Annotated in this window: 19 protein-coding genes; 8 read left to right on the top strand and 11 right to left on the bottom strand. The window is 72.8% G+C overall.

Features of this window, described 5'->3' with window-relative positions; genetic code table 11:
- The 3 genes from obgE to rplU form a co-directional block, all read right to left on the bottom strand.
- Positions 1 to 1,500 carry a GTPase ObgE gene (obgE, locus tag ACYVJ0_RS10790; RefSeq protein WP_449854195.1) on the bottom strand — a complete coding sequence of 500 codons (1,500 nt, stop codon included), beginning with the start codon at positions 1,498 to 1,500 and terminating at the stop codon, positions 1 to 3.
- A gap of 145 nt (positions 1,501 to 1,645) precedes the next feature.
- Positions 1,646 to 1,900, bottom strand: a complete 255-nt coding sequence (rpmA, locus tag ACYVJ0_RS10785; protein WP_449854194.1) for a 50S ribosomal protein L27 — start codon at positions 1,898 to 1,900, stop codon at positions 1,646 to 1,648.
- A gap of 20 nt (positions 1,901 to 1,920) precedes the next feature.
- Positions 1,921 to 2,229: a 50S ribosomal protein L21 gene (gene rplU / locus ACYVJ0_RS10780; protein ID WP_449854193.1), complete on the bottom strand. Its 309-nt coding sequence runs from the start codon at positions 2,227 to 2,229 to the stop codon at positions 1,921 to 1,923.
- A gap of 246 nt (positions 2,230 to 2,475) precedes the next feature.
- Here rplU and ACYVJ0_RS10775 point away from each other — a divergent pair, with 246 nt between their 5' ends.
- Positions 2,476 to 2,748: a DUF4031 domain-containing protein gene (locus tag ACYVJ0_RS10775; RefSeq protein ID WP_449854192.1), complete on the top strand. Its 273-nt coding sequence runs from the start codon at positions 2,476 to 2,478 to the stop codon at positions 2,746 to 2,748.
- Between the two features lie 99 nt (positions 2,749 to 2,847).
- Here the strand turns inward: ACYVJ0_RS10775 and ACYVJ0_RS10770 are convergent, their stop codons facing one another.
- Positions 2,848 to 5,313 carry an Rne/Rng family ribonuclease gene (locus ACYVJ0_RS10770; RefSeq protein WP_460817812.1) on the bottom strand — a complete coding sequence of 822 codons (2,466 nt, stop codon included), beginning with the start codon at positions 5,311 to 5,313 and terminating at the stop codon, positions 2,848 to 2,850.
- Positions 5,314 to 5,750: 437 nt separating this feature from the next.
- Between ACYVJ0_RS10770 and ACYVJ0_RS10765 the strand changes: the two genes are divergently transcribed.
- Positions 5,751 to 6,347, top strand: a complete 597-nt coding sequence (locus ACYVJ0_RS10765) for a vitamin K epoxide reductase family protein (RefSeq protein WP_460817766.1) — start codon at positions 5,751 to 5,753, stop codon at positions 6,345 to 6,347.
- A 76-nt stretch (positions 6,348 to 6,423) separates the two neighbouring features.
- Here the strand turns inward: ACYVJ0_RS10765 and ACYVJ0_RS10760 are convergent, their stop codons facing one another.
- Both ACYVJ0_RS10760 and ACYVJ0_RS10755 read right to left on the bottom strand, forming a co-directional pair.
- A complete protein-coding gene (locus ACYVJ0_RS10760; protein ID WP_449854189.1) occupies positions 6,424 to 7,182 on the bottom strand; it encodes a YebC/PmpR family DNA-binding transcriptional regulator in 759 nt (252 codons plus the stop codon).
- A gap of 59 nt (positions 7,183 to 7,241) precedes the next feature.
- Positions 7,242 to 8,393, bottom strand: coding sequence for a pyridoxal phosphate-dependent aminotransferase (locus ACYVJ0_RS10755; protein ID WP_449854188.1), 1,152 nt, complete (start codon positions 8,391 to 8,393; stop codon positions 7,242 to 7,244).
- 145 nt (positions 8,394 to 8,538) lie between these two features.
- Here ACYVJ0_RS10755 and ACYVJ0_RS10750 point away from each other — a divergent pair, with 145 nt between their 5' ends.
- The 4 genes from ACYVJ0_RS10750 to ACYVJ0_RS10735 are packed head-to-tail and all read left to right on the top strand — an operon-like array spanning position 8,539 to position 15,040.
- Entirely contained in the window at positions 8,539 to 9,273 is a 735-nt protein-coding gene (locus tag ACYVJ0_RS10750; protein WP_460817764.1) for a hypothetical protein, read from the top strand.
- Positions 9,270 to 10,862 carry a DNA polymerase Y family protein gene (locus ACYVJ0_RS10745; RefSeq protein ID WP_460817763.1) on the top strand — a complete coding sequence of 531 codons (1,593 nt, stop codon included), beginning with the start codon at positions 9,270 to 9,272 and terminating at the stop codon, positions 10,860 to 10,862. Before ACYVJ0_RS10750 ends, ACYVJ0_RS10745 begins: the two co-directional genes overlap by 4 nt.
- Positions 10,862 to 14,275 carry an error-prone DNA polymerase gene (locus tag ACYVJ0_RS10740; RefSeq protein ID WP_460817762.1) on the top strand — a complete coding sequence of 1,138 codons (3,414 nt, stop codon included), beginning with the start codon at positions 10,862 to 10,864 and terminating at the stop codon, positions 14,273 to 14,275. The genes ACYVJ0_RS10745 and ACYVJ0_RS10740 overlap by 1 nt, the downstream gene beginning before the upstream one ends.
- A 57-nt stretch (positions 14,276 to 14,332) precedes the next feature.
- The gene (locus ACYVJ0_RS10735; protein ID WP_460817760.1) at positions 14,333 to 15,040 is read left to right on the top strand and encodes an SOS response-associated peptidase; all 708 of its coding nucleotides are present in this window, start codon (positions 14,333 to 14,335) and stop codon (positions 15,038 to 15,040) included.
- A gap of 9 nt (positions 15,041 to 15,049) precedes the next feature.
- On the opposite strand, the gene ACYVJ0_RS10730 is transcribed toward ACYVJ0_RS10735, so the two are convergent.
- Positions 15,050 to 15,952, bottom strand: coding sequence for a L,D-transpeptidase (locus ACYVJ0_RS10730; protein ID WP_460817758.1), 903 nt, complete (start codon positions 15,950 to 15,952; stop codon positions 15,050 to 15,052).
- Positions 15,953 to 15,978: 26 nt separating this feature from the next.
- On the opposite strand from ACYVJ0_RS10730, the gene pdxY reads away from it, so the two are divergent.
- Positions 15,979 to 16,830 (top strand): pyridoxal kinase PdxY, encoded by an 852-nt coding sequence (pdxY, locus tag ACYVJ0_RS10725; RefSeq protein ID WP_449854182.1) that lies wholly within the window; start codon positions 15,979 to 15,981, stop codon positions 16,828 to 16,830.
- Between the two features lie 179 nt (positions 16,831 to 17,009).
- Here the strand turns inward: pdxY and pdxT are convergent, their stop codons facing one another.
- Positions 17,010 to 17,600: a pyridoxal 5'-phosphate synthase glutaminase subunit PdxT gene (gene pdxT / locus ACYVJ0_RS10720; protein WP_460817757.1), complete on the bottom strand. Its 591-nt coding sequence runs from the start codon at positions 17,598 to 17,600 to the stop codon at positions 17,010 to 17,012.
- The gene (gene pdxS, locus ACYVJ0_RS10715) at positions 17,594 to 18,481 is read right to left on the bottom strand and encodes a pyridoxal 5'-phosphate synthase lyase subunit PdxS (protein WP_460817756.1); all 888 of its coding nucleotides are present in this window, start codon (positions 18,479 to 18,481) and stop codon (positions 17,594 to 17,596) included. The genes pdxT and pdxS overlap by 7 nt, the downstream gene beginning before the upstream one ends.
- Positions 18,482 to 18,557: 76 nt before the next feature.
- On the opposite strand from pdxS, the gene ACYVJ0_RS10710 reads away from it, so the two are divergent.
- The gene (locus ACYVJ0_RS10710) at positions 18,558 to 19,913 is read left to right on the top strand and encodes an aminotransferase class I/II-fold pyridoxal phosphate-dependent enzyme (protein ID WP_460817754.1); all 1,356 of its coding nucleotides are present in this window, start codon (positions 18,558 to 18,560) and stop codon (positions 19,911 to 19,913) included.
- Positions 19,914 to 19,917: 4 nt separating this feature from the next.
- Here the strand turns inward: ACYVJ0_RS10710 and ACYVJ0_RS10705 are convergent, their stop codons facing one another.
- Entirely contained in the window at positions 19,918 to 20,466 is a 549-nt protein-coding gene (locus ACYVJ0_RS10705) for an HIT family protein (protein WP_449854204.1), read from the bottom strand.
- Between the two features lie 23 nt (positions 20,467 to 20,489).
- Complete coding sequence (thrS, locus tag ACYVJ0_RS10700) at positions 20,490 to 22,451, bottom strand: threonine--tRNA ligase (RefSeq protein WP_460817810.1); 1,962 nt, start codon at positions 22,449 to 22,451, stop codon at positions 20,490 to 20,492.
- Between the last annotated feature and the right edge of the window lie 17 nt (positions 22,452 to 22,468).

Raw genomic sequence — 22,468 nt, 5'->3', positions numbered from 1 at the left:
TCAGTCCTCCTCGTCGTCGCGGCGCGCGCGACGCCGCTCCTCTTCCTCCGCGCGATCGGCGGCGCGCGCGTCCATGACCGAGTGGTAGTGCTCGCGGCGCTCGGACGTGGTGCGACGCCGGTTGTCGGCGAACCGCGGATCGGTGCCGCGCGGGGCGGCGACGAGCTCGGCGGCCGAGCTGATGGCGGGATCCCAGTCGAACACCACGCTCTCGCCCTCGCCGATCAGCACCGTCGCGCCGGGCACGGCGCCGGCCTTGAACAGCGCGTCCTCGACGCCCAGCTTCTCGAGCCGATCGGCCAGGAAGCCCACGGCCTCCTCGTTGGCGAAGTCGGTCTGCTGCACCCAGCGCACGGGCTTCTCGCCCAGGATGCGGTAGACGTTGCCGTACGTGCCGCCCTCGACGCGGATCTCGAACTCCTTCTCGGAGCCGCGCGGGCGGATGACGACGCGCTCGCGCGGCGGCGCGGCGGGCTGTGCCTTGCGGTGCGCATCGATGATCTCGCCGAGCGCGAAGGTGAGCTCGCGCAGGCCGTGGCGCGCGACGGTCGAGATCTCGAACACGCGGTAGCCGCGGGCCTCCAGCTCGGGGCGGACGAGCTCGGCCAGTTCGCGCGCCTCCGGCACGTCGCTCTTGTTCAGCGCGATCAGCTGCGGGCGCTCGATGAGCGGAACCTGCCCCTCCGGCACGGGGTACGCCGCGAGCTCGGCGAGGATGACGTCGAGGTCGCTGATCGGGTCGCGACCGGGCTCGAGCGTGGCGCAGTCGAGCACGTGCACGAGCGCCGTGCAGCGCTCGACGTGGCGCAGGAACTCGAGCCCGAGGCCGCGCCCCTCGCTCGCGCCCTCGATGAGGCCGGGCACGTCGGCGACCGTGAAGCGGATGTCGCCGGCCTGCACGACGCCGAGGTTCGGGTGCAGCGTGGTGAAGGGGTAGTCGGCGATCTTGGGGCGCGCCGCCGAGACCGCGGCGATGAGGCTCGACTTGCCCGCCGACGGGAAGCCCACGAGCGCGACGTCGGCGACGGTCTTCAGCTCGAGGACGACATCGCCCTCCCAGCCGGGCGTGCCGAGCAGCGCGAAGCCGGGGGCCTTGCGCTTGGGCGAGGCGAGAGCCGCGTTGCCGAGCCCGCCCTTGCCGCCGGGTGCCACGACGAAGCGCATGCCCGGCTCGACCATGTCGATGAGCACCTCGCCGGAGGGGTCCTTGACGACGGTGCCGACGGGCACGGGCAGCTCGAGGTCCTCGCCCTGCGCGCCGGAGCGCATGTCGCCCATGCCGAAGCCGCCGTTGCCCGCCGAGCGGTGCGGCGAGTGGTGGTAGCTCAGCAGCGTGGTCGTCTGCGGGTCGGCGACGAGGATGATGTCCCCGCCGTCGCCGCCGTTCGCCCCGTCGGGGCCGGCGAGCGGCTTGAACTTCTCACGCCTCACCGAGACGCAGCCGTTGCCGCCCCTGCCGGCGCGGAGGTGCAACGTGACCTCGTCGACGAACGTGACCATGTTTCTGCCTTCGATCCTGAGCCGGGACCGCCGCGACGGCGGCCCGCATCCTCACTGTGTGTTCAGCGGCCAGCGGTCGCTGAATGCGGGAACGGGGCGAGCCGAAGCCCGCCCCGTTCCGGAAAAACCTCTTGCGTGTGCGAGATCACTCGCCCGCGACGATGTTGACGACCTTGCGGCCACCCTTGCTGCCGAACTCGACCGCACCGGCGGCGAGGGCGAACAGCGTGTCGTCGCCACCGCGGCCGACGTTCACGCCGGGGTGGAAGTGCGTGCCGCGCTGACGGACGAGGATCTCGCCCGCGCTGACGGTCTGGCCGCCGAAGCGCTTCACGCCCAGTCGCTGGGCATTGGAGTCGCGACCGTTACGGGTAGAGCTTGCGCCCTTCTTGTGTGCCATTTCGCTGAACCCTTCCGCGCTTACTTGATGCCGGTGATCTTGAGGCGCGTGAGGTCCTGACGGTGGCCCTGGCGCTTCTTGTAGCCGGTCTTGTTCTTGTACTTCTGGATGACGATCTTCGGACCGCGCAGGTCCTTCACGACCTCGGCCGTGACCTTGACCTTCGCCAGCTTGGCGGCGTCGGTCTCGACCTTGTCGCCGTCCACGAACAGCACGGCGGGGAGCTCGATGGTCTCGCCCGCGGCCGCCTGTACACGGTTGAGCTGAATGACCGAGCCGACCTCGACCTTCTCCTGACGGCCGCCGGCGCGCACGACTGCGTAAACCACTTCACACCTTGTTTCATTAGGGAGAACCCGGATCGACGGGTCTCCGGATCTCTCACGGGAAGACTTCGCTTGCGTTCGCTGGTTGCGAGGGCGTCTGCAAGACTTTCGCCGCGGCACTGCTCGCGCACGCGACAGGGGACGCACCAACCGTCTACTTTACCCGATCCCCTGCCGATCCGGCAAAAGCGCCGCGCGGCGCGTCCCGCGTCGACACCGGGCGCACGGCGCAGGCCTAGGCTCGATGCCGTGGCGATTCTCGTGGACAGCGCGATCTGGCCCGCGCACGGGCGGCTCTGGGCCCACCTCGTGAGCGACGCCGACCTCGCCGAGCTGCACGCCTTCGCGGCCGCGCACGGCGTGCCGGCGCGCGCCTTCGATCTCGACCACTACGACGTCCCGGCCGACGCCGTGGAGCGCCTCGTGGCTGGCGGCGCGACCCGCGTCACCGGCCGCGAACTCGTGCGGCGCCTGCAGGCCTCGGGCCTGCGGGTCTCCCAGCGCGAGCGCCGCGGCCTCTGACCGACGATTCCCTCGCCGAACCCGCCCTCGTTCCGCGAACCCGCCCGGGATCCGGCGCGGGTTCGACGAACGAACGCGGGTTCGCAGAAGGGGGACGAGTCAGTCGGTGGGGGCGGCCGGGTTGACCGACACCGCGGTGCCCGTGAGGGCGGCCGTGGTGACGCGGCGGCTGCGGTTGCGGCCCTGGCCGGGCGCCTTCGGCTCGGGCAGCGCGCTCAGCACGGAGTCCAGCAGCTGCTGGGCCTCGGACTTCGGCGCCGCCGGGCGCTCCGGGCGCTCGGCACGCTCGGGCCGCTTGCGGCGCTTGCGCGGTCGCTCCTCGCCCTCGGGCTGCGACGGCTCCGCGCGCGGCCCCTCCGGCAGCTCGATCGCGATCTCCGGCGTGGTCTTGCCCGGCTCGGCCGCGGGCGCGGCGGCCGGCGCGATCGTGGAGGCCGCGATCTGCGCGAGGGCCGACTTCACGCCCTCCGTGATGACGTGCGTCGCGGCGGCGGGGGCCGCGGGCGCGGCCTGCGCGCCCGCCGACGAGCCGCCGTTGCCGCGCGAGCGGCGGTTCGATCCGCCGCCGTTGCCCCCGTTGCCGCCGTTCCCGGCCGGACGGTGCTTCACCACGGGGTCGTGATGCACGATGACGCCGCGCCCGGCGCAGACCTCGCACGCCTCGCTGAACGTCTCGAGCAGGCCCAGGCCCAGCTTCTTGCGCGTCATCTGCACGAGGCCGAGCGAGGTGACCTCGGCGACCTGGTGCTTCGTTCGGTCGCGGCTCAGGCACTCGACGAGCCGGCGCAGCACGAGGTCGCGGTTCGACTCGAGCACCATGTCGATGAAGTCGACCACGATGATGCCGCCGATGTCGCGCAGCCGCAGCTGGCGCACGATCTCCTCGGCCGCCTCGAGGTTGTTCTTCGTGACCGTCTCCTCGAGGTTGCCCCCGGAGCCGACGAACTTGCCGGTGTTGACATCCACGACCGTCATGGCCTCGGTGCGGTCGATCACGAGCGATCCGCCGGACGGCAGCCAGACCTTGCGGTCGAGCGCCTTCTCGATCTGCTCGGTGATGCGGAACGCGTCGAACGGATCCTTCTCCCCCTCGTAGCGCTCCACGCGCTCCAGCAGATCCGGCGCCACCTGCTCGAGGTACGTCGTGATGGTGCTGTACGCGTCATCGCCCTGGATGAGCATCTTCGTGAAGTCCTCGTTGAAGACGTCGCGGACGATCTTCACGAGCAGATCGGGCTCGCTGTGCAGCAGGCTCGGGGCGCTGCCCTTCTCGACCTTCTGCTGGATGTGCGCCCACTGGGCCGTGAGCCGGTTCACGTCGCGCGTGAGCTGCTCCTCGGTGGCGCCCTCCGCGGCCGTGCGCACGATGACGCCCGACGACTCGGGCAGCACCTCCTTGAGGATCCTCTTCAGGCGCGAGCGCTCGGTGTCGGGCAGCTTGCGGGAGATGCCGTTCATCGCGCCGCCCGGCACGTAGACGAGGTAGCGACCGGGAAGGGAGATCTGGCTCGTCAGGCGCGCGCCCTTGTGGCCGACCGGGTCCTTCGTGACCTGGACGAGGACCTTGTCGCCGGGCTTCAGCGCGAGCTCGATGCGGCGCGGCTGGTTGCCGGTCTCGACGGCGTCCCAGTCCACCTCGCCCGAGTACAGCACGGCGTTGCGGCCGCGCCCGATGTCGACGAAGGCGGCCTCCATGCTCGGCAGCACGTTCTGCACGCGGCCGAGGTAGACGTTGCCGATGAGCGAGGCGTCCTGGTTGCGCGCGACGTAGTGCTCCACGAGCACCTTGTCCTCGAGCACGCCGATCTGCACGCGGCCCGACTTCGAGCGGACGATCATCTGGCGATCGACCGACTCGCGGCGCGCGAGGAACTCCGCCTCGGTGACGACGGGGCGGCGACGACCGGCCTCGCGGCCGTCACGGCGGCGCTGCTTCTTCGCCTCCAGGCGCGTGGAGCCCTTGATCTTCTGCGGCTCGGTGATGACCTCGACGGGCCGCTGCGGGCGCTCCGGGGCCGAGCCCCCGTTGCCGCCGCGACGGCGGCGCCGGCCGCGGCCGCGCGAGGATCCGCCGTCCCTGTCGTCCTGGTCGTCCTCGTCGTCGTCATCCGCCTCGGGCAGCTCGAGTGCGGGCAGCGGCGCGATGTCGGGGGCGTAGAAGTGCAGCGCGGTCGACACCTGCGACACGAAGTTCTCGGGCAGCAGCCCCAGGCTCACGGCCGTGAGCGGCTTCGGCTCCTCGGCCTGCGGCTCCTCGGCCTGCGGCTCCTCGGGCTCGGAGTCCTCGGGCTTCGATTCCTCGGGCTTCGCGTGCGGAGCGTCCTCGGGCTTCGCGTCCGACGCGGGCTCGGGCTCGACGGCGGGCTCCGCCTCCGGGGCGGGCTCGCCCGCAACCGCGGCCTCGGCCTGCGGCTCCTCGGCGGCGGACTCGGCCTGCGCCACGGACTCCGCGGCGTCGGTCTGCTCCCCCGCGTCGGTCGCGGGCGCCGCGGCGGTCGCGGGCGCCTCGTCGGCGACCGACGCCGGCACGTCCGGCGCGCCGGACTCGTCCGCCGGGCCGCCCATCACGCCGTCGGCGCGGGGCTCGAGGGTGCTGCGGTCATCGAATTCACTGTTCTCATCAGCCATCGCTGGCGTACTCCCTGCGGGCGGACATCCGCGCGTCGCCCGGAAATCTCGTGCGGCACCTGGATGCCGCGAACTCACTCGGTGTTGCGACCGGCGCACTGCTCTGGTCGCGCGAGGCACTCGTCGCCTCGAAGTCTTCTCTGTCAGGGGCGGTTCGCGGCGCGGCCGCGGTTTGCACCTCGCTGGCCATTATCGCACCCTTCGCACCGCATCGCCGTCGCGCGGCCGTGTCGCGCCCCGTCCCGTCCCCGCGAAACAGCAACCGCGCGCCGAGACAGCGGCGTTCGGACGCTGTCTCGGCGCACAGAACCTGTCTCGCTGCCACCGGCCGCGGCGGGGAGGGATCGCTCATGCCGCGATGCGAGAATGCACGCATGGCAACGCCCCGCACCCGACCCACCGCACTCGCCGTCTGGCTCATCGTCGCCGGGGCGATCGGCTGGTGGGCGGCCTACTCGCTCACCATGGAGCGGTTCGAGCAGCTGGCCGACCCGGGCGCCGGCGCGAGCTGCGATTTCAGCGTGCTCGTGCAATGCAGCGCCAACCTCGAGTCCTGGCAGGGATCGGCGTTCGGCTTCCCGAACCCGATCCTCGGGATCACGGGCTGGGTCGCGCCGATCGTCGTGGGGGCGGCGATCCTCGCGGGCGCGCGGTTCGGCCGCTGGTTCTGGCTGCTCTTCGCCGCCGGCATGACGTTCGCGTTCGGCTTCGTCGTGTGGCTGATCTCGCAGAGCATCTTCGAGCTGCACACGCTGTGCCCGTGGTGCATGGTCACGTGGGTCGTGACCATCCCGTCGTTCTACGCCGTGCTGCTGCACGTCATCCGCATCGGCGCGCTGCCGCTGCCGAGCGCGGCGCAGAAGGCCGCCGACAGGGCCATGAGCTGGCTGCCGCTGCTCGCCGTGGCCAGCTACGCCGTGATCGCGATCATCGCGCAGCTGCGACTGAACGTGCTCGCCACCTTCATCTGAGACGCGCTCCCTCTGAGACGCGAAGGGCGCGGGCCCCTCGTGGGGTACCCGCGCCCTCCGGACGGAACGGCCGTCGTCACTCGTCGTTGTCGAGCTCTGCGAGCACCTCGGGGGCGACGTCGATGTTCGTGTAGACGTTCTGCACGTCGTCGCTGTCCTCGAGCGCGTCGATGAGGCGGAACACCTTGCGGGCCGTCTCGGCATCGGCCGGCACCTTCACGTTCGCCACGAACTCGGCATCCGCCGACTCGTACTCGATGCCCGCCTCCTGCAGCGCCGTGCGCACGGCGACGAGGTCGCTCGCCTCCGTGACCACCTCGAAGCCCTGCGGGTGCGGCTCGATCTCCTGCGCGCCGGCCTCGAGCGCCGCGAGCATCACGTCGTCCTCGGTCGTGCCCTCACCCGAGACGACGATGACGCCCTTGCGCTCGAAGTTGAACGACACGCTGCCCGGATCGGCCATGTTGCCGCCGTTGCGGGTGACCGCCGTGCGCACCTCGGCGGCCGCGCGGTTCTTGTTGTCGGTGAGGCACTCGATCAGCATCGCGACGCCGCCGGGGGCGTAGCACTCGTACATGATCGTCGTGTAGTCGACCGCCTCGCCGCCGATGCCGGCGCCGCGCTTGATGGCGCGCTCGATGTTGTCCTTGGGGACCGACGTCTTCTTCGCCTTCAGGACGGCGTCGAACAGCGTGGGGTTGCCCGCCTCGTCGGGGCCGCCGAGCCGCGCCGCCACCTCGATGTTCTTGATGAGCTTCGCCCACGACTTCGCGCGCTTGGCGTCGATGACCGCCTTCTTGTGCTTCGTGGTGGCCCACTTGGAATGCCCGGACATGAAACTCCCGATCGTCAGACTGCTGTGTCGATTCTATTCCGCGCGCGTCGGCGTCGACGCTACGGGCGCGGCAGGCGCGAGATGGCGGTGCGGATGGCGGCGGCGTCGGCCGCCAGGCAGATCCGGATCCACCCCTCCCCGCCACGCCCGAACGCACTGCCCGGCGCGACCGCCACCTTCTGCGTGAGCAGGAAGCGCTGCGCCCACGAGGCGACGTCGCCGTCGGTCGCGTGCGAGACATCGATCCACAGGTAGAACGCCCCCTGCGGCCGGTGGTAGCGCAGGCCGCGCTCATCCAGCAGCGCGGTGGCCTCGGCGATCGCCGCCCGGTACCGCTCGCGCGCCCGCTCGACGTGGTCCATGGGCCCGGTGAGCGCGGCGATCGCCGCGTGCTGCTCGGGCATCGCGACGCACGCGATCATCGCCTCCTGCAGCGCGCGCATGGTGTCGGCGACGCCGGGCGGCGTGACGAGCCAGCCGACGCGCGCACCCGTCATGGCGTGGCTCTTGGAGGTCGAGAACACGCTCAGCACGCGATCCTGCTCCCCCAGTTCGGCCGCCACGGCCGCGAGCGAGGTGTGCGGCCCCTCCCACGTGAAGTGCTCGTAGACCTCGTCGCTGATGATCCAGAGGTCGTGCGCGGCGGCGAAGCGGACGATATCGGCCAGCACGGCGGGCGGGAAGACGACGCCCAGCGGATTGGACGGCGAGTTGACGACGATCGCGCGCGTGCGCGCGGTGACGAGCGGCTCGAGCTCGCCCACGTGCGGCGTGAAGCCGTGCTCGGCGCGCAGCGGGTACGGCACGGGGACGGCGCCCTGGGCCCGCGGGTACATCGTGAACGTGGTGTAGCCCGGATCGGGGATGAGGATCTCGTCGCCCTGGCCGAGCGTGAGCGTGAAGGCCTGCGCGAGGGCCTGGGTGCCCCCGATGGTGACCCACACCTGCTCGACGTCGGCCTCGATGCCGTTCTCGCGCGCGAGCTTGTCGACGATGGCGCGGCGCAGCGCGGGCAGGCCGCCGTTGCCGGCGTAGTTCGTGTCGTCGCGGTCCCACGCCTGTCGCGCGGCGTCCGCGATGTGCGCGGCGACGGGGACGTCGGGCTCGCCGACGACGAGCATGATCGGATCGTCGACGGTCATGGCGAGCTCGAAGATCCGGCGGGTCCCCGACTCGGGGACGGAGGGGATGTGAGAGGCGAGCTGCGGCACGATGTCCCACGTTACCCGTACGCTCGGTCCCCTCCGCGGTGCCGCGGGCGACGGATCGGGCGGCGAGCCGAACCCTCGAGTAGAACTAGAACGTTTGTTCGACTGATCCCCTTTCTTTGTCGTACATAGTTTCTATACTGGCGTCATGGGCACGGCGGCGGCATTCGACAGGCGAGGCGACCTCGCCACGGTGCTGCGCCTGCGCGAGCAGATCGCCGGCCTGCAGCGGCGCCGGGCCGATCCGAAGGCCCTGCCCGTGCCCGACGCGCTCTCGCCCCTGTTCCCCGACGGCGGGCTGCGCCCCGGGGCCGCCTACGCGCTTCAGCCCGGATCCACGAGCCTGCTGCTGGCCCTGCTGGGAGCGAGCTCGCGGGAGGGGTCGTGGTGTGCCGTGGTCGGACTGCCCGAGCTCTCGGTGGAGGCCGCCGAGGGGCACGGCGTCTCCCTCGACCGGATCGCGCTCATCCCCGATCCGGGCGACCGGTGGCTGCAGGCCGCCTCGGCGGCGGCCGAGGTCTTCCCGCTCGTCGCCGTGCGCCCGCCCCGGCGCCCGGCCGAGGCCGAGGCCGCCCGGCTGGAGGCCCGGCTGCGCGACCGGGGCGGCACCCTGCTCGCCCTCGGCGACTGGCCGGGGGTCGAGGCGGCCCTGTCGCTCGGCGCCCCGGAATGGCACGGCATCGGCCGCGGCCACGGGCTGCTGTCGGAGCGGGCCGTCACGGTCACCCTCACCGGCAGGCGCACCCCGCGGCCCCGCTTGGTGCGGGTGCTGCTTCCCGGCCCTTCCGGGCGCATCGAGCCGATCGGGGCCGAGGCGATCGGGGCCGAAGCCGGCGCGACCGGGAACGCCCCGCGGCCGCGACTGCGGGCGGTGGGCGCATGAGTCCCGAGCGCGCCCTCGTCCTGCTGTTCCCCGACTGGGCGGTCACGGCGTTCCTGCGCACGCAGGCCCGCGAGCTCGGCGCCGAACCGGTCGATCCCGGCGCGCCGATCGCCGTGATCCGGGCCAACCGCGTCGTGGCCTGCTCCGCGTCCGCGCGCGCCCAGGGCGTGGGCGTGGGCCAGCGGCGGCGCGACGCGCAGGGCGCCTGCCCGCGCCTGCGCATCGTGCCGGACGATCCGGATCGCGACGAGCGCGCCTTCCACGCCGTGCTGCGCGCGCTCGAGGAGCTCGCGCCCGGCGGCCAGCCCCTCGCGCCCGGCCTCGTCGCGCTGCGCGCCCGCGGCCCCGCCCGGTTCTACGGCGGCGAGGCCGAGGCCGCCCGTGCCCTCGCGGCGGCGCTCGCCGCGCGCGGCTACGACGAGGTGCGCGCGGGGATCGCCGACGGCGTCTTCACGGCGGAGCAGGCCGCGCGCTCCCTGCCCGCGGCGGGCGCTCGGGAAGGGGGCGCTCGTGAGGGGGCGGGCGCGGATGCGCCGCTCCCCCTGCGGGTCGTGCCGCCGGGGGCATCCGCCGCCTTCCTCGCCCCGCTGCCGGTGACCGTGCTCGGCGACGAGCAGCTCGCCCTGCTGCTGTCGCGGCTCGGGCTGCGCACGCTCGGCGACTTCGCCGCGCTCGCCCCCGGCCGCGTGCGCGAGCGGCTCGGGGAGCGCGGGCTGCGGTTGCAGGCCCTCGCCGCCGGGGCGGACTCGCGCGCCGTCGTGCCACGGGTGCCCCCGCCCGAGCTCGCGCGCGAGCTGGCGCTCGAGCCGCCGCTGGAGCTGGCCGAGCAGATCGCGTTCGCCGTGCGCCAGACCGCCGAGGGGCTCTGCGACGCCGTCGGCGAGGCCGGGCTCGTCTGCACGGCCGTGCGGATCGCGATCGAGGACGACCGCGACGGGCGCAGCGAGCGCGTGTGGCAGCACCCGGTGAGCTTCGACGCGGCCAGCGTGGTCGACCGCGTGCGCTGGCAGCTGCAGCAGGGCGGCGAGTCGGCGCTGCGCGGCGCCGTGGCCCTCGTCCACATCGAGGCCGAGGCGGTGGACGACGGCGCGGCCCATCAGCCGGCGCTCATCGGCCAGGGTCCCGACGAGCGCGCCCACCACGCCATGACCCGCCTGCAGGCCGTGCTCGGCCATCGCGGCGTGCTCAGCCCCGCCGTCGGCGGAGGCCGCAGCGCCGCCGAGCGCGAGGTGCTGCTGCCGTGGGGCGACGGCGCGTCCCCCGAGCAGAGCCGCGACCGCCCCTGGCCCGGATCCCCGCCGGCACCGCTGCCGGCCGAGGTGTTCCGCCGCCCCCGCCCGGCCACCGTGCGCGGTGCCGGCGGCGCGGCGGTCGGCGTCGACGCGCGCGGCATGGTGGCGGGCGAGCCCGCCGAGCTCGACGGCCGCCGCGTGGTGTCGTGGGCGGGCCCGTGGCCGGTGATCGAGCGCACGTGGGACGCCGCGCGCGCCCGTCGTGCGCATCGCTTCCAGCTCGTGGACGAGGCGGGAGGCGCGTGGCTCGTCGTGCACGAGGGCTCCGGCTGGTGGCTCGAGGGGAGGTACGCCTGATGGGCTGGACGAATCCGCCGATCCCGTGGCACGAGCTCGAGCGCACCCTCAGCGGCCGCCGGCCCGATCCGCGCCCCGCGAACGCGGACGGCGGCGACAGCCCGGCGTGGAGCCGCAAGCGGGGCGCATACGAGCCGCCGCGTCTCGAGCGCGGCACGAGCCGCACCCGCTACGCCGAGCTGCACGCGCACTCGTCCTTCTCGTTCCTCGACGGCGCCTCCTCGCCCGAGGATCTCGTCGAGGAGGCCGAGCGGCTGGGGCTGGAGGCCCTGGCGATGACCGATCACGACGGCTTCTACGGCATCGCGCGCTTCGCGGAGGCGGCCGAGCACACCTCGGTCGGCACGGTGTTCGGCGCGGAGCTGTCGCTGGGGCTGCCGAAGCCGCAGGGCGGGGTGCCGGACCCGGCCGGCACGCACCTGCTCGTGCTCGCGCGCGGCGAGGAGGGCTACCACCGGCTCGCCGGGGCGATCACGCGCGCGCAGCTGCGCGGCGGCGAGAAGGGCCGCCCGCTCTACGACCTCGATGAGCTGGCCGAGCGCGGCCGCGATCACTGGGCGGTGCTCACGGGCTGCCGCAAGGGGGCGGTGGGCCGCGCGCTGGCCGGACCCGTCTCGCGCGGATCGGGCGACCTGTCGGCGGCCGAGGCCGCCCTGCGCGAGCTCGTCGACCGGTTCGGGCCGGGCGGCGTGTTCGTCGAGCTGACGCGCCACGGCGATCCCCTCGACGACCGCCGCAACGACGCGCTCGCCGAGCTCGCCGCGCGCGTCGGCGTGCCCACCCTCGCCACGAACAACGTGCACTACGCCGCCCCCGAACGCGCGCGGCTCGCGCGGGCCGTCGCCGCGATCCGCGCCACCCGCGGCATGGACGACCTCGACGGCTGGCTGCCTGCGCACGACTCGGCGCACCTGCGCTCGGGCGACGAGATGGCGCGCCTGTTCGCCCGCTATCCGGGTGCCGTGGAGCGCACGGCCGACCTGGCGGCCGAGCTCGCCTTCCCCCTGCGCCGCGCGCGGCCCGCACTGCCGAAGCAGGAGGTACCGGAGGGGCACACGCCCATGTCGTACCTGCGCGAGCTCGTCTGGCGGGCCGTGCCGTCGCACTACCCGGAGCTGGACGAGGCGGGGCGCCGGCGGATCGCGCACGAGCTCGACGTGATCGAGCGCAAGGACTTCCCCGGCTACTTCCTCATCGTGCACGATATCGTCGCCGAGGCCCGCCGGCGCGGCATCCTGTGCCAGGGGCGCGGATCCGCCGCCGCCAGCGCCGTCTGCTACCTGCTCGACATCACGGCGGTCGACGCGATCGCCTACGACCTGCCCTTCGAGCGCTTCCTCTCGGCGATCCGCGACGAGGAGCCCGACATCGACGTGGACTTCGACTCCGACCGCCGCGAGGAGATCATCCAGTGGGTCTACGAGCAGTACGGGCGCGAGCGGGCGGCGCAGGTGGCGAACGTCATCCAGTACCGCCCCAAGAACGCCGTGCGCGACGTCGCCCGCGCCCTGGGCTTCTCCCCCGGCCAGCAGGACGCCTGGTCGCGGCAGGTGGAGCGCTGGGGCGCCACGCTGGAGTCGGGTCCCGATCACGACATCCCGGATCAGGTGATCGCGTACGCGACCGAGCTCATGAAGGCGCCGCGGCACCTGGGCATCCACTCCGGCGGCATGGTGCTGACCGATCGGCCCGTCGGCGAGGTCGTGCCCGTCGAGCACGCCCGCATGGAGAACCGCACGGTCATCCAGTGGGACAAGGACGACGCCGCGTGGATGGGGCTGGTGAAGTTCGACCTGCTGGGCCTGGGCATGCTCTCGGCGCTGCAGCACTGCTTCGACCTCATCCGCGAGTCCACGGGCGAGCAGTGGCAGCTGCGCGAGCTGCCGCGCGAGGAGCCCGCCGTCTACGACATGCTGTGCCGCGCCGACTCCATCGGCGTGTTCCAGGTGGAATCGCGCGCCCAGATGGGGCTGCTCCCCCGGCTGCAGCCGCGCCGCTTCTACGACCTCGTCATCCAGATCGCGCTCATCCGGCCCGGCCCCATCCAGGGCGGCGCGGTGCACCCCTTCGTGCGCCGCAAGATGGGCGTCGAGCCCACCACCTACCCGCACCCCAAGCTGAAGCCGGTGCTGGAGCGCACGCACGGCGTGCCGATCTTCCAGGAGCAGCTGATGCAGATGGCGATGGTCATCGGCGACTGCACGGGCGAGGACGCCGACCTGCTGCGCCGCGCCATGGGGTCCAAGCGCGGCCTGGAGCGGATCGAGAAGATCCGCGACAAGCTCTACGCGGGCATGAAGCGCAACGGCCTGTCGGACGAGGCCGCCGATGCGATCTACGCGCAGATCCAGGCGTTCGCGAACTTCGGCTTCGCCGAGTCGCACTCCCTCTCGTTCGGCCTGCTCGTCTACGCCAGCTCGTGGATCAAGCTGCACTACCCGGCCGCCTTCCTCGCCGGGCTGCTGCGCGCGCAGCCCATGGGGTTCTACTCCGCCGCCACGCTCACGGCCGACGCCCGCCGCCACGGCGTCGTCGTGCACCGGCCCGACATCAACCTCTCGGGCGCGCAGGAGACGCTCGAGCCGCTCGATCCGGATCGGCACGGTCCGACGGGCCGGGACGCGTGCCTGCGCTCGTTCGACGGGGAGCCGCCGCCGTTCGATCCGGCCGCGCCCGACGAGTCGGCCGCGCACCGCCGCGACGGCGGCTTCGCCGTGCGGCTGGGGCTGGCCGGCGTCACGGGCGTGGGCCTGCGCACCGCCAGGGCCATCGCGGCCGAGCGCGACGCGCACGGCCCCTTCGCGTCGATGCACGATCTCGTGCGCCGCACGGGGGTGAGCGAGAACCAGCTCGAGGCGCTCGCCACGGCGGGGGCATTCGCGTCGCTCGGGCACGCCACGCGCGAGGCCCTGTGGATCGCGGGGGCCGCGGCGCAGGACCGGCCCGAGTACCTGCCGGGCACGGTGCAGGCCGTGCAGCCGCCGCTGTTCCCCGATCCGACGAGCTACGAGCGGCTCGCGAGCGACCTGTGGGCCACGGGCGTGTCGACCGACGACCACCCCCTCACGCACTTCCGCGGTGCGCTCGACGCCCGGGGCGTCGTCACCTCCGCGGGGCTGCGCACGCACGAGACGGGGCGGCGCGTGGAGGTCGCCGGGCTCGTGACGCACCGCCAGCGGCCCGCCACCGCCTCGGGCGTGACGTTCCTCAACCTCGAGGACGAGTTCGGCCTCATCAACGTCATCTGCTCCACGGGGGCGTGGACGCGGTTCCGCGCCGTCGTGCGCGACAGCCCGGCGCTCATCGCCCGCGGGATCCTGGAGCGCTCGCCCGAGGGGGTCGTCAACATCGTCGCCGACGGCTTCGAGGACCTCCGCGTCGGCATCGGCCACCGCTCCCGCGACTTCCGCTGATGCCCCGGCGGCTGCCCCTCGTGCCGGAACGTCGGCGGCACGGCGTAGCCTGGCGGCATGTGCGGGAGATTCGTCGTGGCGAACGTCGGTGGGGAGCTCGTCAGCGAGCTGAGGGTCGATCTGGTCGCCGACGACCTGCCGGAGCCGTCGTACAACATCGCGCCCACCGCTCAGGTGGGCATCGTGCTCGACTCCGTCAAGGCCGAGCGGCCCGTGCGCCGGCTCGAGCGCGCCCGCTGGGGCCTCGTGCCCTCGTGGGCCAAGGATCTGTCGATCGGCGCGCGCGCCTTCAATGCCAGGGCGGAGGACCTGGAGCAGAAGCGCATGTTCCAGAACGCGCTCGCCCGGCGGCGCACCATCGTCCCGGCCACCGGCTACTACGAGTGGCAGGAGCAGCAGACGGGCAAGGTGCCCCACTTCATCCATCCCGCCGACTGCTCGCCTCTGCTTTTCGCGGGCCTGTACGAGTGGTGGCGCGACAAGACCAAGACCGACGACGATCCGGATCGCTGGGTGCTGAGCTTCACGATCCTCACCCGTGACGCGATCGGGTCGCTCGGCTCGATCCACGGGCGCATGCCGGTGTTCCTCGACGCCGACCACGCCGATGCCTGGCTCGATCCGGCCGTCGACCGCCCGCGCGACGTGCTCGACGCCGTCCTCGACAACGCGCCGCGCATCGCCGACACGCTCGCCTTCCACCCCGTCGACCGCGCGGTCGGCAACGTGCGCAACGACTCCCCCGCGCTCATCGATCCGGTGTGAGCGCCCTCGTCAGGGGCGGATGTGCACCGGTGTGCCCGGCGGCAGCTGCGCCAGGCGCGTGATGGTCTCGGCGCCCACACGGATGCAGCCGTTCGAGATCGCACCCTCCCTGGCGTCGTGGTAGTGAAAGGCCGTGACGGCCGCATCCGACGCGCCGAAGCGGGCAAGCGTCGGCGACTGCACCGAGAGGTACACGATCGGGTTGCCCCTGGTGTACGCGAGGTCGGTCACAGCCGTCGTCATGATGTACGACCGACCCAGGGGCGTCGGCGTCGCGTCCACACCCCATGCGAAGGACTCGGCGACCCGCTCGTGCTGATCGTCGTGGACGATGTCGATGGTCTGGCCGGAGATGCTCACCTCCACGGCGTAGGGGTTCGAAGAGATCTCCACGTCTGCCGCGCGCAGCCAGCCGGCGGTCTGGGCGGCCGAGCCCTCGGGCGGCACACCCTGACGCCCCGAGAGCAGCACCTCGACCCAGTGCTCCTCCTGCCTCACGACCGGAACGACGACGCCACCGTGCTGCTGTTCCCGCGGCAGCACGGCGACGGGCTCGCCGCCGGGTTCGGCGAAGACGGGCGCAACATCGCGTGCCTGCGCCACGAGCGGCAGCGTGGGCTCGGAGGGCGCATCGTCGAGCGGGATCCGGGCGTTCACGGTGAACACCTGCGCGGCGGACAGACCGGTCAGGTCGTAGGCGGCCGTGTCCGCCGCCGGGCCTGTGGGTGTGGGGGTGGGCGTCGGCGTGGGAGTGGGCGTCTCGGCCTGCGTCGCCGTCGCGCTCGGCGTCGGCGCTGTCTCGGTCTCCGCCGCTCGCGGCCACAGCACGAGGGCGAGCGCCACCGCGACGAGGGCGAGCACGCCCACCGCCGCGAGAATCATCCGCGTGCGCGTCGAGATGCGATCCGTCACCCCTCCATCGTGACATCATCGGAAGGATGAAGATCCTGTCCATCCAGTCCGCCGTGGCCTACGGTCACGCGGGCAACTCCGCCGCCGTTTTCCCCATGCAGCGCATCGGCGTGGAGGTGCTTCCCGTCTACACGGTGAACTTCTCCAACCACACCGGGTACGGCGCGTGGCGCGGGCCCGTGATGGATCCGAAGGACGTCGCCGACGTCATCACGGGCGTCGAGGAGCGCGGCGCGTTCGGCGAACTCGACGCCGTGCTGAGCGGCTACCAGGGCTCCGAGGGCATCGCCGACGTCATCATCGACGCCGTCGCGCGCGTGAAGGCCGCCAACCCGGCGGCGCTGTACGCGTGCGACCCGGTCATGGGCAACGCGCGGTCGGGCTGCTTCGTCGCCCCGGCGATCCCCGACCTGCTGCGCGACAAGGTCGTGCCCGTGGCCGACATCATCACGCCCAACCAGTTCGAGCTCGGCTTCCTCACCGGCACCGAGCCCGACACGATCGAGTCGACGCTCGCCTCGGCCGACCTCGCCCGCGCGATGGGGCCGCGGACCGTGCTGGTCACGAGCGTCGAGCGCCCGGATCGCGAGGACGGCACGATCGAGATGATGGCGATCGACGACGCCGGCGCGTGGATCGTGCAGACGCCGTACCTGCCGATGAAGGCGAACGGATCGGGCGACGTCACGGCCGCGCTGTTCACCTCGCACTACGTGCGCACGCGCGACGCGGCCGACGCCCTCGCCCGCACGGCCTCGAGCGTGTTCGGCCTGCTGGAGCAGACGCACGCCGCCGGCTCGAAGGAGCTCCACCTCGTCGAGGCGCAGGAGCACTACGCGAGCCCGCGCCTGGAGTTCGAGGTCCGTCGGGTCCGCTGACCTCGCCGCCCTCGGCGCCCGGGTTCGACTGGTCGCTTCATCTCCGCGGCCTCCGGCCGCTCCGTTCAGCAACCGATCGGCGTCAACCGACGCCTACCCCACGGTTGCTGTACGGAGGCGCGCAGCGCCGGAGATGAAGCGGCCACCGCAACCGCCCGCATCCGCGTCGATCCACGGCGCTAACCCCGCACGCGGTCGAGGAACCGCGCGTGGAAGCGCGTGTCGCCGGTCACCTCGGGGTGGAAGGCCGTGCCGAGCAGCGGCCCCTGCTCGACCGCGACGATCCGGCCGTCCGCGGTCCTCGCCAGCGCGTCGACGCCCGCGCCGATCCCCTCGACCACGGGCGCGCGGATGAAGGCCGCGTGCACGGGCGCCTCCCCCAGCGCGGGCACGGCCAGCGCGGCCTCGAAAGACTCCGTCTGCCGCCCGAACGCGTTGCGCCGCACCGTCGCGTCGAGGCCGCCGAAGGTCTGCTGTCCCTCGATGCCGTCCGCGATCCGATCCGCCAGCAGGATGAGACCCGCGCACGTGCCGTACACGGGCATCCCGGCACGGATCCGCTCGACGATCGCGTCTCGCACGCCGAACGAGCGCGCGAGCTTGTCGATGACGCTCGACTCGCCGCCCGGGATCACGAGCCCGCCGACCTCGCGCAGCTCCGGCTCTCGGCGCACGCGCACCACGCGCGCGCCGAGCCCCTCGAGCACGCGCTCGTGCTCGCGCACATCCCCCTGCAGCGCGAGCACGCCGACGACGGGTGCGCTCACCATCCGCGCTCGGCGAGCCGGTGGGGCGCCGGCACGTCGGCCACGTTGATGCCGACCATCGCCTCGCCCAGCCCGCGCGAGACCTCGGCGATCACCGACGGGTCGTCGTGGAACGTCGTCGCCTTCACGATCGCCGCCGCCCGGGCGGCCGGGTCGCCCGACTTGAAGATCCCGGACCCGACGAACACGCCGTCCGCGCCGAGCTGCATCATCATCGCCGCGTCCGCGGGGGTGGCGACGCCACCGGCGGTGAACAGCACGACCGGAAGCGATCCGGTGCGCGCGACCTCGGCCACCAGCTCGTAGGGCGCCTGCAGCTCCTTCGCGGCGACGTACAGCTCGTCGTCGCTCTTGGCCGCCAGCGCGCGGATCTCGCCGGTGATCTGGCGGATGTGGCGGGTGGCCTCGGAGACGTCGCCCGTGCCGGCCTCGCCCTTCGAGCGGATCATCGCCGCACCCTCGGTGATGCGGCGCAGCGCCTCGCCGAGGTTCGTCGCGCCGCAGACGAAGGGCACGGTGAAGCCCCACTTGTCGATGTGGTTCGCGTAGTCGGCGGGCGAGAGCACCTCGGACTCGTCGATGTAGTCGACGCCGAGCTCCTGCAGCACCTGCGCCTCGACGAAGTGCCCGATGCGCGCCTTCGCCATGACGGGGATCGAGACGGCCTCGATGATCCCGTCGATGAGGTCCGGATCGCTCATGCGGGCCACGCCGCCCTGCGCCCGGATGTCGGCGGGCACGCGCTCGAGCGCCATCACGGCGACGGCGCCGGCGTCCTCGGCGATCCTCGCCTGGTCGGCGGTGACGACGTCCATGATGACCCCGCCCTTGAGCATCTCGGCGAGTCCGCGCTTGACCCGCGCGGTTCCGGTGGTCTCCGACATCCTGCTTCTCCTCACGCTCCGGCCGATTTGGCCTAGGCCATAACGTAGCACCGTGCGGCGCATAGGCTGGGCGACGATGACACACGGCGACATCTCGGGCGCGGCGGCCACCGCGCCGCGCATCACGGGTGGCACGGCCGGCGAGATCGCCGATGCGGTGCGCGGACTCGTGGAGCGCGGCGAGCTGCGCGCCGGCGACGCCCTGCCGCCCGTCCGCACGCTGGCCGCGCAGCTCGGCGTGAACCGCAACACCGCCGTCGCCGCCTACCGCCAGCTCGCCCAGGCCGGGCTCGTCGTCTCGCAGGGCCGCGGCGGCACCCGCATCGCGGGTGCCCCGCCCGTCGCCCAGGAGGGGTTCGCCTCGGCGGTTCCGGGCCCGGGCGCCCCGGAGCTGCGCGACGTCGGCGCCGCGAACCCCGACCCCGCGCTGCTGCCGAGCCTCGAGCCCGCGCTCGCCCGCCTCGCGCCGCGCCCGGTGCTCTACGGCGATGGCGTGATCGATCCGGGCCTCGAGGCGTGGGCGCGGGAGTGGCTCGCGCCCGACGTGCCGGATCCGATGCGGCTGACGATCACAAACGGCGCGTTCGATGCCGTCGAGCGGCTGCTCGCGCAGGCGCTCACGCGCGACGACGCCGTCGCGCTCGAGGACCCCTGCTATCTCGCGACCATCCGCACGGCGCGGCTCGCCGGCTACCGGCCCATCCCGGTTCCGGTCGACGACGAGGGCATGACCGTCGACGGGCTCCGCGCCGCGCTGGCCGACGGCGCCCGGGCCGTCGTGTGCACGCCGCGGGCGCAGAACCCGACCGGTGCGAGCCTGTCCGAGGCGCGCGCCGCGGCGCTGCGCGAGGTGCTGACGGAGCACCCGTACGTGGTCGTCATCGAGGACGACCACTACTCGTTGCTCTCGCGGCACCCGTACCGCTCGATGATCGGTCCCGACCACCGCCGGTGGGCGCTCGTGCGCTCGGTGTCGAAGTTCCTCGGCCCCGACATGTCGCTCGCGATCGTGGCGTCCGATCCGCACACCGCCGACCGCCTCGCCCTGCGCCTCAGCCCCGGCACGACCTGGGTGAGCCACCTGCTCCAGCGTCTCGCGCACGTCCTGCTGTCCGAACCCGCCACCCGCGAGGCGATCGAGGGCGCCGGCGCGCACTACGCGGCGCGCAACGCCGCCCTCGCCGCCCGCCTGCGCGCGCACGGCATGGCGGTCACGCGCGGCGACGGGCTGAGCCTGTGGGTGCCGGTCGGCGCGCCCGCGCGCGACGCCGCCGAGCGCCTGCGGGCGCGCGGCTGGCTCGTCCGGTCCGGCGACGAGTTCGCGCTCGGCGCCGCCGCCCCGTCCCGCCACCTGCGGGTGACCGCGCACCACCTCGACGACGCCGCCCAGGAGCGACTCGCGGCCGACATCGCCGCCGCCTCCCGCGGCTGAGGGATCAGGCGGGCCAGGCGTCGGCGATCGCGGTGCGGACGTCTCCCAGCAGCTGCGGCAGCGCCTTCGTCTTCGCGATGATCGGGAAGAAGTTCGCGTCGCTGGCCCAGCGCGGCACGATGTGCTGGTGCAGGTGCTCCTCCACGCCCGCGCCGGCCACCTGGCCCTGGTTCATGCCGATGTTGAAGCCGTCGCAGCGCGACGTCGTGCGCAGCACGCCCATCGCCACCTGCGTGAGGTACGCGATCTCCGCCGTCTCCTCGATCGTGGCCTCGTCGTACTGACCCACGTGCCGGTACGGGCAGACGAGCAGGTGACCGGAGTTGTACGGGAAGAGGTTCAGCAGCACGAACGCGTGCTCGCCGCGGTGCACGATGAGCCCGTCCTCGTCGGAGCGCGACGGCGCCGCGCAGAACGGGCACCCGCTGCCGCGGTTCACGTCGGCGCCGGCATTGATGTACGCCATGCGGTGCGGCGTCCACAGCCGCTGGAACGCGTCCGGCACGCGGCCGAAGTCGCTCTCGGGCTCGACCTGGAGGAACTCCTCCCGGATCGGGTCGGGGGTGACCTCCCCCGTCACGCCGCGCCCTCGAGCGTCGCGTCGGCGAGCGTCGCGTCCTCGTCGCGCAGCACGAGCTTCTTCGCCGCGATGAGCCCCGTCACGAGCGCGACGGCCTCATCCACCGGCACGCCGTTGCGCTGCGATCCGTCGCGGAAGCGGAACGACACCGTGCCTGCCGAGCGGTCCTGCTCGCCCGCGATGAGGATGAGCGGCACCTTGCTCGTCGTGTGCGTGCGGATCTTCTTCTGCATGCGGTCGTCCGAGTGGTCGACCTCGGCGCGCACGCCGGCCGCCCTGAGCCGGTTCACGACGTCCTGCAGGTAGTCGCCGAACTCGTCGGCGACGGGGACGCCCATCACCTGCACGGGCGCGAGCCACACCGGGAAGTCGCCGGCGTAGTGCTCGAGCAGGATCGCGAAGAACCGCTCGATCGATCCGAACAGCGCGCGGTGGATCATGATCGGGCGCTGCTTGGATCCGTCGGCGGCCGTGTACTCCAGCCCGAAGCGCTCGGGCAGGTTGAAGTCCAGCTGCACGGTCGACAGCTGCCACGAGCGGCCGATGGCGTCGGTCACCTTGAGGTCGATCTTCGGGCCGTAGAACGCGGCCTCGCCCGGTTCCTCGACGAGGTCGAGGCCCGTGGACCGCGCGACGTCGCGGAGCGCGTCGGTGGCGGTGGCCCAGATCTCCTCGTCGCCGATCCACTTCTCCTTCTCGTCGTCGCGCATCGACAGCTCGAGCCGGAAGTCGGTGAGGCCGAAGTCCTTCAGCAGGTCGATCTCGAAGGCCAGCACGTGGGCGACCTCCTCGGCGATCTGCTCGCGGGTGACGAAGATGTGCGCATCGTCCTGCGTGAAGCCGCGCACGCGCGTGAGGCCGTGCAGCGCGCCGGAGAGCTCGTTGCGGTAGACCGTGCCGTTCTCGGCCAGGCGCAGCGGCAGCTCGCGGTACGAGCGCGCCTTCTCGCGGTAGATGAGGATGTGCATCGGGCAGTTCATCGGCTTCAGGTAGTAGTCGACGCCCTGCTTGGTGACGTTGCCCTCGTCGTCGCGCTCCTCGTCCATGCGGATCGGGGGCCACATGCCCTCGCCGTAGGTGACGAGGTGGTTCGAGGTGACGAAGAGATCCTTCTTCGTGATGTGGGGCGTGTAGACGTAGCTGTAGCCGTTCTCGATGTGACGGCGGCGGGCGTGCTGCTCCATCTCGCCGCGCACGATGCCGCCCTTGGGGTGCCACACCGACAGGCCGGAGCCGATCTCGTCCGGGAACGAGAACAGGTCCATCTCGCGCCCGAGCTTGCGGTGGTCGCGGCGCGCGGCCTCGGCCAGGCGGTCCTTGTAGGCGACGAGCTCGTCCTTGCTGGGCCACGCGGTGCCGTAGATGCGCTGCAGCTGCGGGTTCTTCTCGCTGCCGCGCCAATAGGCGCCGGCGATGCGCAGGATGTCCCAGCCGTTGCCGACCATGCGGGTGGAGGGCACGTGCGGGCCGCGGCAGAGGTCCTTCCACTTCGTCTCGCCCGTGCGGGCGTCGACGTTGTCGTAGATGGTCAGCTCGCCGGCGCCGACCTCGACGCTCGCGCCCTCCGCGGCCTCCTTCGTGCCGCCCTTGAGGCCGATGAGCTCGAGCTTGAACGGCTCGTCGGCGAGCTCCGCGCGCGCCTCGTCGTCGGTCACGGCGCGGCGCACGAAGCGCTGCCCCTCCTTGACGATGCGCTGCATCTCGCGCTTGATCGCCTTGAGGTCCTCGGGCGTGAAGGGCTCCTCCACGCCGAAGTCGTAGTAGAAGCCGTCCTGGATGAACGGCCCGATGCCCAGCTTCGCGGCGGGATTGATCGTCTGCACCGCCTGCGCGAGCACGTGCGCCGTCGAGTGGCGCAGGATGTTCAGGCCGTCCTCGCTGTCGATCGTGACCGGCTCGACCGTCTGCGTGTCCGTGACCTCCGTCGCGAGGTCCTTCAGCGTGCCGTCGACGCGCATGGCGACGACGTTCTTGT

The organism is Microbacterium petrolearium, assembly GCF_054782875.1.
The sequence above is the reverse complement of the archived record's forward strand: the minus strand, read 5'-3'. Positions and strand labels throughout refer to the sequence as shown.

Coding starts and splice junctions, on each gene's coding strand:
- thrS (WP_460817810.1), bottom strand. CDS start 22,451: ATGCGCGTCGACGGCACGCTGAAGGACCTCGCGACGGAGGTCACGGAC.
- ACYVJ0_RS10760 (WP_449854189.1), bottom strand. CDS start 7,182: ATGTCCGGGCATTCCAAGTGGGCCACCACGAAGCACAAGAAGGCGGTC.
- pdxY (WP_449854182.1), top strand. CDS start 15,979: ATGAAGATCCTGTCCATCCAGTCCGCCGTGGCCTACGGTCACGCGGGC.
- ACYVJ0_RS10770 (WP_460817812.1), bottom strand. CDS start 5,313: ATGGGCGGCCCGGCGGACGAGTCCGGCGCGCCGGACGTGCCGGCGTCG.
- ACYVJ0_RS10740 (WP_460817762.1), top strand. CDS start 10,862: ATGGGCTGGACGAATCCGCCGATCCCGTGGCACGAGCTCGAGCGCACC.
- ACYVJ0_RS10745 (WP_460817763.1), top strand. CDS start 9,270: ATGAGTCCCGAGCGCGCCCTCGTCCTGCTGTTCCCCGACTGGGCGGTC.
- rpmA (WP_449854194.1), bottom strand. CDS start 1,900: ATGGCACACAAGAAGGGCGCAAGCTCTACCCGTAACGGTCGCGACTCC.
- ACYVJ0_RS10710 (WP_460817754.1), top strand. CDS start 18,558: ATGACACACGGCGACATCTCGGGCGCGGCGGCCACCGCGCCGCGCATC.
- pdxT (WP_460817757.1), bottom strand. CDS start 17,600: ATGGTGAGCGCACCCGTCGTCGGCGTGCTCGCGCTGCAGGGGGATGTG.
- pdxS (WP_460817756.1), bottom strand. CDS start 18,481: ATGTCGGAGACCACCGGAACCGCGCGGGTCAAGCGCGGACTCGCCGAG.
- ACYVJ0_RS10735 (WP_460817760.1), top strand. CDS start 14,333: ATGTGCGGGAGATTCGTCGTGGCGAACGTCGGTGGGGAGCTCGTCAGC.
- ACYVJ0_RS10765 (WP_460817766.1), top strand. CDS start 5,751: ATGGCAACGCCCCGCACCCGACCCACCGCACTCGCCGTCTGGCTCATC.
- ACYVJ0_RS10750 (WP_460817764.1), top strand. CDS start 8,539: ATGGGCACGGCGGCGGCATTCGACAGGCGAGGCGACCTCGCCACGGTG.
- obgE (WP_449854195.1), bottom strand. CDS start 1,500: ATGGTCACGTTCGTCGACGAGGTCACGTTGCACCTCCGCGCCGGCAGG.